We start from the raw sequence: 7,079 nt of genomic DNA, 5'->3' as shown, positions 1-7,079 counted from the left end.
TTCCGGTGTTGTCGACGACATCGAACCCAAAGTGGGGGATTACCTGCGGGAGGGAGACGAACTCACCAGCATCATTCAAAATTCAGTTTTGAAGCTGAATTTATCGGTTCCCTTGGAAAGGGCTTCTCAACTGAGTTTGGGATTATCTGTCGAAATTTTCGATACCTTCGATACCAAGGAGAAAGAGGTGTTGGGGGTGGGACAAGTGAGTTTTATTTCCCCCAGCATCGATGCCGATTCTCAGCTAAAGCCGATCGAAGTTTTAGTGGAAAATGATAATCCTCAGTTAAAAGACGGTCGAGTCGTTATTGCCAAAATTGTGTTTCGCGAACGCCAGCTCGCCATCGTCGTTCCCTCCAATGCGATCGTATTTCAAGGAGAGCAGCGATTTGTCTACGTGGCGCAAGGTACAGACGAACTGGTGGCGAAAAAAATCGCGGTGGAATTGGGAGAAAATCAAGGCGATCGCACGGAAATTCTTCGGGGACTGCAACCGGGCGATCGGTCGATTGACTATCTCGTCTGGGGGAAATCGATAACGTGGCGATCGATCGTTCACTTCCCGTTGAGTCTCAGTTTTTTACCGAGCGCACGTACGAACTAAAGTCCGAAATATTGACACTCCCCGTGCTAAGGCAACGGGGATTCTTCTTTCTGCGAGGTGACTTGCCCGCCCGAGCTGAAGCCCAGGTAAGTAGCGGTCATCTCTCCAGAAGCGTTTCCCCTGTCATGCAGGGAGGTTCCCGTGTGCCCCACGGCTACCAGTCCAGCCCTCAGAATATTGAGCGCTGCATTCTCGTCCCTATCTAGTTGAGTGCCGCACGCACAAGCATGAGTTCTAGTAGATAGAGACTTTTTCACAATTTGACCGCAGCTAAAACACTCCTGTGAGGTATAGGCAGGGTTAACCGCAACCGTCACCCGACCGAACACTTGACCGTAGCGCTCTAGCCACTGCCTGAATTGATACCAACCCGCATCAGTGATGGATTTAGCAAGGTTGTGATTCCTCACCATATTCTTAATTCTTAAATCTTCGTAGGCCACCAAATCGTTAGACTGGACTACGCACCGCGCCAACTTTACGACGTGGTCTTTACGCTGCCTAGAAGTTTTTAGATCGAGTCGGGCGAGCGTGTTAATCGCTTTTTTGCGATTGTTACTACCCTTTTTTGTTCTTGCCAATCTACGTTGCAAGGTACGGCGCTTAGCCTGTGACTTGCGGTAGAAGCGAGGGTTGTTTTCTTTGCGGCCGTTACTATCGGTATAGAACGACTCCAAACCCACGTCCAGCCCAACCGTTCGACCGGTTGCTTCTAATGGTTCGCGGCGGTTTACCTGTATGCAGAACTGGCAATAGTAACCATCAGCTCTGCGTATCAGTCGCACTCGTTTGATTAGCTCTACTGGGTAGTAACCTAAGTCGTGAGTGCCGACCAGCTTTAATTGACCGATCCCTTTTTTGTCAGTAAAGACGATTCGCTTTGTCCCCGTCAGCTTCCACCCAGAAGTTTTGTACTCGACTGAGCGAGCAAACTTCTTGAACTTCGGATAGCCGACGGGTTTAATCCTTTTTTTACAGTTGTCGTAGAATCGACTGATTGCAGACCAAGCACGTTCGGCGCTTGCCTGTCTGGCCATGCTGTTCAGTTCGCCCGCAAAGCTAAACTCTTTGGCAAGCACCGCACAGAGCTTGTTTAAATCAAACTTGTTGACAAGCGCGTTGTCCATCCAATACCGCAAAGCTTTGTTCTGTACAAACTGTGCGGTACGAATAGCCTCATCTATGGCAGCAAATTGAAAGGGTTTTGCTTTAACCTTGAATTCCTGAATTAGCGTATTTTTATTGTATCTTATGCTAGTGACGTTGGTATAAGATACGGACTAAAAGTCTGGGGTTTTAGACCCACCCCAAGGCGATAAACAATTTGTTTTGGAACGACTGACACAACAACCCTAAAACCAAAATTTCCAGAATTTCCAGACAATCCAACAAAAGAGCCATGCTTATTCAACAAATAAGGCTTTAGACAGCAAAGGAGATTCCGAATTGGGTATTTCCCCATTAAAACCCTCAGGCGATATTGTTGCTCGAACCTGTTCGGGTTCGATGGAAATTTGCGCCAATTGAGTATTGTAAGATTGGGTCGAAAAAGCGAATCCCGATACCACGGCAAGGAAAAGAGCTGCCACCGCGCCGCTTCCCCATCTCCATTTTCGCTGGGTTTGGAGATCGATAGTCGCAAAGACTCGATCGACCATCGGTTCGAGGGGGCGATCGTTTTTGGGGACGGGTATATCGCGCAAACCGCGACGCAAAGTTAGCATCCGATTGTAAAGTTGCCGCATCTTCGGATCGCTTGCCAGTAAGGCTTCCACTTGGCGGCATTCTTGTGGGCTAGCTTCACCGTCGAGATAAGTACTCACAAGAACGAAGCGTTCTTCGGTTTCGGCATCCTCGAGATCTTCGAGCAACAATAAGTCGTCTTCAGGCGCAGACTCGTTACGATCGAGCTTGTTTGCAGAGGATGAGTTGGAGTTGAAAAAATTATGAAATTGAGAGGTCATTTTTCAGATATCACCAAGAGCGTGAGACTAGGAAAGCACCAGAAAAGTAAGGGTTTGACCCAATTGCGTTGCAACGATCGCGATCGTATCCTTTGGCTTTGAAGAACCCGAAGGTTCTGTTATCTTGGGGCGCAGTTGGTCGGGGTTGCCTTCAACTGTTTGACTTTATACGGTCGAGTTGCTGCAATTTGGGATGAGTAGATTTATAGACCGATTTTATCGGTAAAAAGTTCTCCTAGAACCCACAACTCATAAAAAATATGAGACGTTATTCTTCTAAATAGCCTTGCAACTGAACCTGAAGCCGATAACGAGCGCGGGCAATTCTCGATTTCACCGTTCCCAAAGAAACTTTGGTAATTTCGGCAATTTCTTCGTAAGCCATACCCTCGATTTCCCGAAGCACGATCGTCGTGCGGAAGACTTCCGGGAGTTCGGCGATCGCAACTCGGAGGCGATCGTAAAATTCGCGAGTGGCAAGTTCTTCTTGGGGACCTGGCTTGTCGGCGGCAATCTCCCACTCTCGTTCCCCATCTTGGAGGGTATATGAAGCGTCTAGAGACAGAGGAGGGCGCACTCGCTTGCGCTTGCGCAGTTCGTCATAAAACAGGTTGGTGGCAATTCGACTGAGCCAGCCTTTAAATTTTACGGGTTCGTGAAGCTTTCTGATATTGCGGTAAACTCGAATCCAAACTTCTTGAGCCAGATCGGTTCGATCTTGCCAATCGGGAGCGAGATGGTACAACACCTTCTCGACATAAGACTGATACCGACGTAACAGCTCTGTAAAAGCCGATCGTTCTGGAACCAGTCCATCTTGACACCGTAAAACCAAGTCATCGTTAGAAAGTTTTTCTGGAGGCAGAGCAGTTTGAGAGACTTGGGTCTCAACTGTTGACCAGGAGAAAGGGATCGATTGAGTCATGAGCAAAATCTTGACGATCGAGGACAAGCCTTGTGTATTTTGGACGCTGTTCCGATTCTAATAGTTCCCACTCATTCATCTTCCGAGCCAGAGACATTTCAAGCCACTGTCACACGCTCTTGTTGCGATCGGAAAAAGGTGAGGAAATCGGAAAGATCGAACCCTCCGTCGATACGATCCAACGCTCTCAATCTGTCCAAAAATCGCTGGGATCGTATCCCAAGTCCCCAAGCATTCGACGAAAAAGCGGTAAACTCAAACCAATCACATTGGTGTGGCAACCTTCAATTTTTTCCACGAACAATCCCCCTTTTCCATCGATGGCAAAACAGCCCGCACATCGGAGGGGCTCCCCCGTTGCCACATAGCGTTCGATTTGGGAATCGCTGACCTGAGCAAAATACACCCGAGTCACCTGAGCGTTCACTAAGGTTATATTTTGAACGGTATCGATGAGGGCGTGACCGGTATAGAGATCGCCGAACTGACCGCTCATCGTTCTCCACCGGGCAATTGCCTCAGACTCGCTGGCGGGTTTGCCTAAAATTTCATTCCCCACTTGTAATACCGAATCGCAGGCGAGAATCAACATCGATTCGTCGGATTTGCGAACCTCCGCCGCTGTGGGGGAAAAGTGCCCCTGTCTTAACCGTTCGGCGATACTTTCAGCTTTGAGTTGAGCTAGGGTTTGTACCAGGGCCACCGCATTGGTGAGCTGCACTTGCGATTCGTCGAGATCGCTCGGACAAACGACCGGCTCGATGCCAGCACTTTGCAGCAATTGGCGGCGAGCGGGAGACGCAGAGGCGAGAATTAACAAGGGGTAGCTCATCGGCACTCAGGTTCTAAAGTACGAGTTAACACTCCCCACGCGTGCAAGGGGATTCTTGGTGGGTCGATTCGGACTGACTCGCTATTTAATATCGAGCACCGACCTCAATCTCCACAACACGTGCTCCACTTGGGGAGAAGACTCCAAGACCGCAATAGCTTCCAAGCTTTAGAGCCCGCATTACGCCCATATTACGGTACGCAGCCCTTTCATTACTATATTGCGAAGAGTATTTTTATCGCGGTCTAAAACTCTATTACAGTGGGAATCTCGATCTGTCCGGGTACTCAAGGATTTTTTGACTTGCGTCCTGCATTCAGAGCGATCTGGGTGGGTGTATTGGGGAGGAACGGCTACACTCGTCTTCCCAAATACTTTAGCAAAATACTCAACCCACAAATGAAGACCTGTGTTACAAATAAACAACCCTCCACGAACCTCCACATCTAAGACTCGATCTTAAGTGGTTTGACCGATGAATTTGGCTGCATAAATCACCATGGGTTCGATCTGACGATCGGTTCGCTTTGATTCTATAGCAACTGCGCGCGTAAGTTAGGACAACGCCGGACAATTGTGTAGTTAACCCGCGATCTTTCCCCCCGGCTTCCTCTACGTCCCCTGCCTCCTCTACCTTCCCAGAAATCAGTGTCGCTTCCCCCATGATGTATTTTCGTGTGAGACTAAAAGGGTTGACGGCTCAATTACCGACGCTAAATTGCCGATATGGATCTGCTGCGATCGCTTCCCCTCGGACTATATCTCGAACAACCCATTACCTGGTTGCATCGCCTCGATCCGAGGGTCAAACTGGCTTGGCTGACGAGTTTTTTGCTCTCCCCGATCTTGGCAAATGTGGAGTGGCGGCTGTTTTTGGTGGGATTGCTGATTCTTTTGACGATCGCGGCGCGTATTCCCTTGCGAGTGTGGAAGCAGCAAATGGGATGGCTGCTGATATTTTGCGCGATGATTTTCTGCATTAGCGCGTTTGCCCCCGATGGTTTTCAAACGACCAACCAACCCCGCCTTCCCCCCGACGAACTTGCATTTGCCCAGCAGCGCGAGCCAACCTCTGCTGTGGAGTCCCTTCGCCGTCCTTGGTACGATCCTTTGGGTTTGATACAGAAAAAGCCTGAAAACCAAACAGCCGATCGAGCTGAGTCTGCATTGCCGGAGTTGCCGCAACCCACATCCTATCGCTACGTTTTCTTTGATGAATGGGTTCTCAAGATGACTCGCCGTTCTCTGGCGTTGGCGATCGTGACGAGTACCTTGGTCTTTACGCTCATCTACAGCACGAACCTATATCTTCTCACCACGGCTCCAGAAGCGATTACCGCCGGACTGGAAGATTTGATGCAGCCATTAAACTGGTTCAAATTACCCGTGACTGAAATTGCCCTGACATTGACGCTATCGTTGCGATTTTTGCCATTAGTTTTAGAGGAGATTCAAAATCTTTCAAGATCGGTGCAAACTCGGGGAATTAACTGGAATAAACTCGGACTGCGCGGGGCAATGAAAATTTGGCCCATTGTTGCCGAACGCTTGCTTGAAAACCTGCTCTTGCGTGCCGAACAAATATCCTGTGCCATGCAAGTGCGCGGGTTTACCAGTCCGAACGAACATCGTGTCGAGTGGCACCAACTGCGGCTGGGATGGATGGATCGATTTCTCTTGGGTGTTTTAATTGGATTTTGGATCTTGCGGTTTATTGTGGGATAAAAGCTTCTCCCGATTGGAGATCGATCGAGTAAACCAAAACTTTCTATTGGGTTGAAAACAACGAATCTATTGTCTGAGTCGGTCCTAAAACTCAGACAACAGATTTGTTACTGTTAAACCCCCACAAAGATTGAGGAATCTTTCAGCCTCGGCAAAATGGCGGATAAAAAAGAACGGCGATCGTTTTCATAGATTCCTTACAGGACTTGACCTTCAGCATAATGGCGGATGACACGCATAGATGCCATCACATAGTATTTATAGAAATCAAAGGTCAGTATTCGTCTGAGGTTATAGCAATTGACAAAGCATAAGCTTTTCTAATAATAAACATAGGTTTATTCAATAAGTCGATCTGTCAATTCAATTCATTTAACATTCATTTTCCCTCAAATTTTCTGTTATCTAGCAAAATTAGGAACGATGAAAAATACAAGTCTTTCTTGTCTGATTCCAGCTCGTTCGTCATTTTTCTATCAAGCCGAAAACGCTAAGACAATCCATTTTGATTTTGAAAAATATTTTGTCTGCTCCGATCGAATCCCTTGTTGTATCTCTGTAAATTCAATGATATTTTTCAATAGAAGACGATTTCCGATGATATCACGCAAAAAGATCGTCAATTTATTCATTAACTACTATATTAATGAAGATCGAAATAACGTTCTAACCTTATTGAAAACCCAGGCTTCGAGCAGCGATTTCTCTGACGATCTTTCAGCCTTAGAAAAATCAAAAAAGATTGACATTGAATTGGTCGAGAAGAAAAAAAACGATGGTTCGATAAATGCTTTGCAAAAACGTCAAAGCTATGTCATGAAGGATAGAATCGATGCAATTAACGAGCGTTTGAGGTTAGAAGGAAACTCATTACTCACCGAGAAAGAAATTTATTTAATCCATAAGAACTGGCCGTCAATTTATCAACTCGTTCGGGAGTCTATCGAGGAAAACTCCTCTAACGAAACTTCAAAACCCTCAGTTTCTTCAAACACCACATCAGATTTTTTACAGTAATCGGTCGAAAAG

8 protein-coding genes are annotated in these 7,079 nt (G+C 47.2%); 3 read left to right on the top strand and 5 right to left on the bottom strand.

Annotated features, from left to right (window positions below):
- Positions 1-604 (top strand): efflux RND transporter periplasmic adaptor subunit (locus IQ235_RS14505; protein ID WP_264322159.1); only part of this gene is annotated, 604 nt, incomplete at its 5' end.
- Between the two features lie 26 nt (positions 605-630).
- Here the strand turns inward: IQ235_RS14505 and IQ235_RS14500 are convergent.
- From IQ235_RS14500 to IQ235_RS14480, 5 genes are all read right to left on the bottom strand, one after another.
- A complete protein-coding gene (locus tag IQ235_RS14500; protein ID WP_264322160.1) occupies positions 631-1,857 on the bottom strand; it encodes an RNA-guided endonuclease InsQ/TnpB family protein in 1,227 nt (408 codons plus the stop codon).
- 150 nt (positions 1,858-2,007) lie between these two features.
- The gene (locus tag IQ235_RS14495; RefSeq protein ID WP_264322158.1) at positions 2,008-2,568 is read right to left on the bottom strand and encodes an anti-sigma factor family protein; all 561 of its coding nucleotides are present in this window, start codon (positions 2,566-2,568) and stop codon (positions 2,008-2,010) included.
- 268 nt (positions 2,569-2,836) lie between these two features.
- On the bottom strand, positions 2,837-3,493 hold the full coding sequence (locus IQ235_RS14490; protein WP_264322157.1) for a sigma-70 family RNA polymerase sigma factor: 657 nt from the start codon (positions 3,491-3,493) through the stop codon (positions 2,837-2,839).
- Between the two features lie 187 nt (positions 3,494-3,680).
- Positions 3,681-4,325: a Maf family protein gene (locus tag IQ235_RS14485; RefSeq protein ID WP_264322156.1), complete on the bottom strand. Its 645-nt coding sequence runs from the start codon at positions 4,323-4,325 to the stop codon at positions 3,681-3,683.
- Positions 4,326-4,505: 180 nt separating this feature from the next.
- Complete coding sequence (locus IQ235_RS14480) at positions 4,506-4,769, bottom strand: zinc ribbon domain-containing protein (RefSeq protein ID WP_264322155.1); 264 nt, start codon at positions 4,767-4,769, stop codon at positions 4,506-4,508.
- 282 nt (positions 4,770-5,051) lie between these two features.
- Between IQ235_RS14480 and IQ235_RS14475 the strand changes: the two genes are divergently transcribed.
- Together IQ235_RS14475 and IQ235_RS14470 are read left to right on the top strand one after the other, a co-directional pair.
- Entirely contained in the window at positions 5,052-6,050 is a 999-nt protein-coding gene (locus IQ235_RS14475; RefSeq protein WP_264322154.1) for an energy-coupling factor transporter transmembrane component T family protein, read from the top strand.
- Positions 6,051-6,473: 423 nt separating this feature from the next.
- On the top strand, positions 6,474-7,067 hold the full coding sequence (locus IQ235_RS14470; protein WP_264322153.1) for a hypothetical protein: 594 nt from the start codon (positions 6,474-6,476) through the stop codon (positions 7,065-7,067).
- Positions 7,068-7,079 lie beyond the last annotated feature (12 nt).

The organism is Zarconia navalis LEGE 11467 (assembly GCF_015207075.1).
In the GTDB taxonomy this organism is placed as follows: domain Bacteria; phylum Cyanobacteriota; class Cyanobacteriia; order Cyanobacteriales; family Geitlerinemataceae; genus Zarconia; species Zarconia navalis.
The sequence above is the reverse complement of the archived record's forward strand: the minus strand, read 5'-3'. Positions and strand labels throughout refer to the sequence as shown.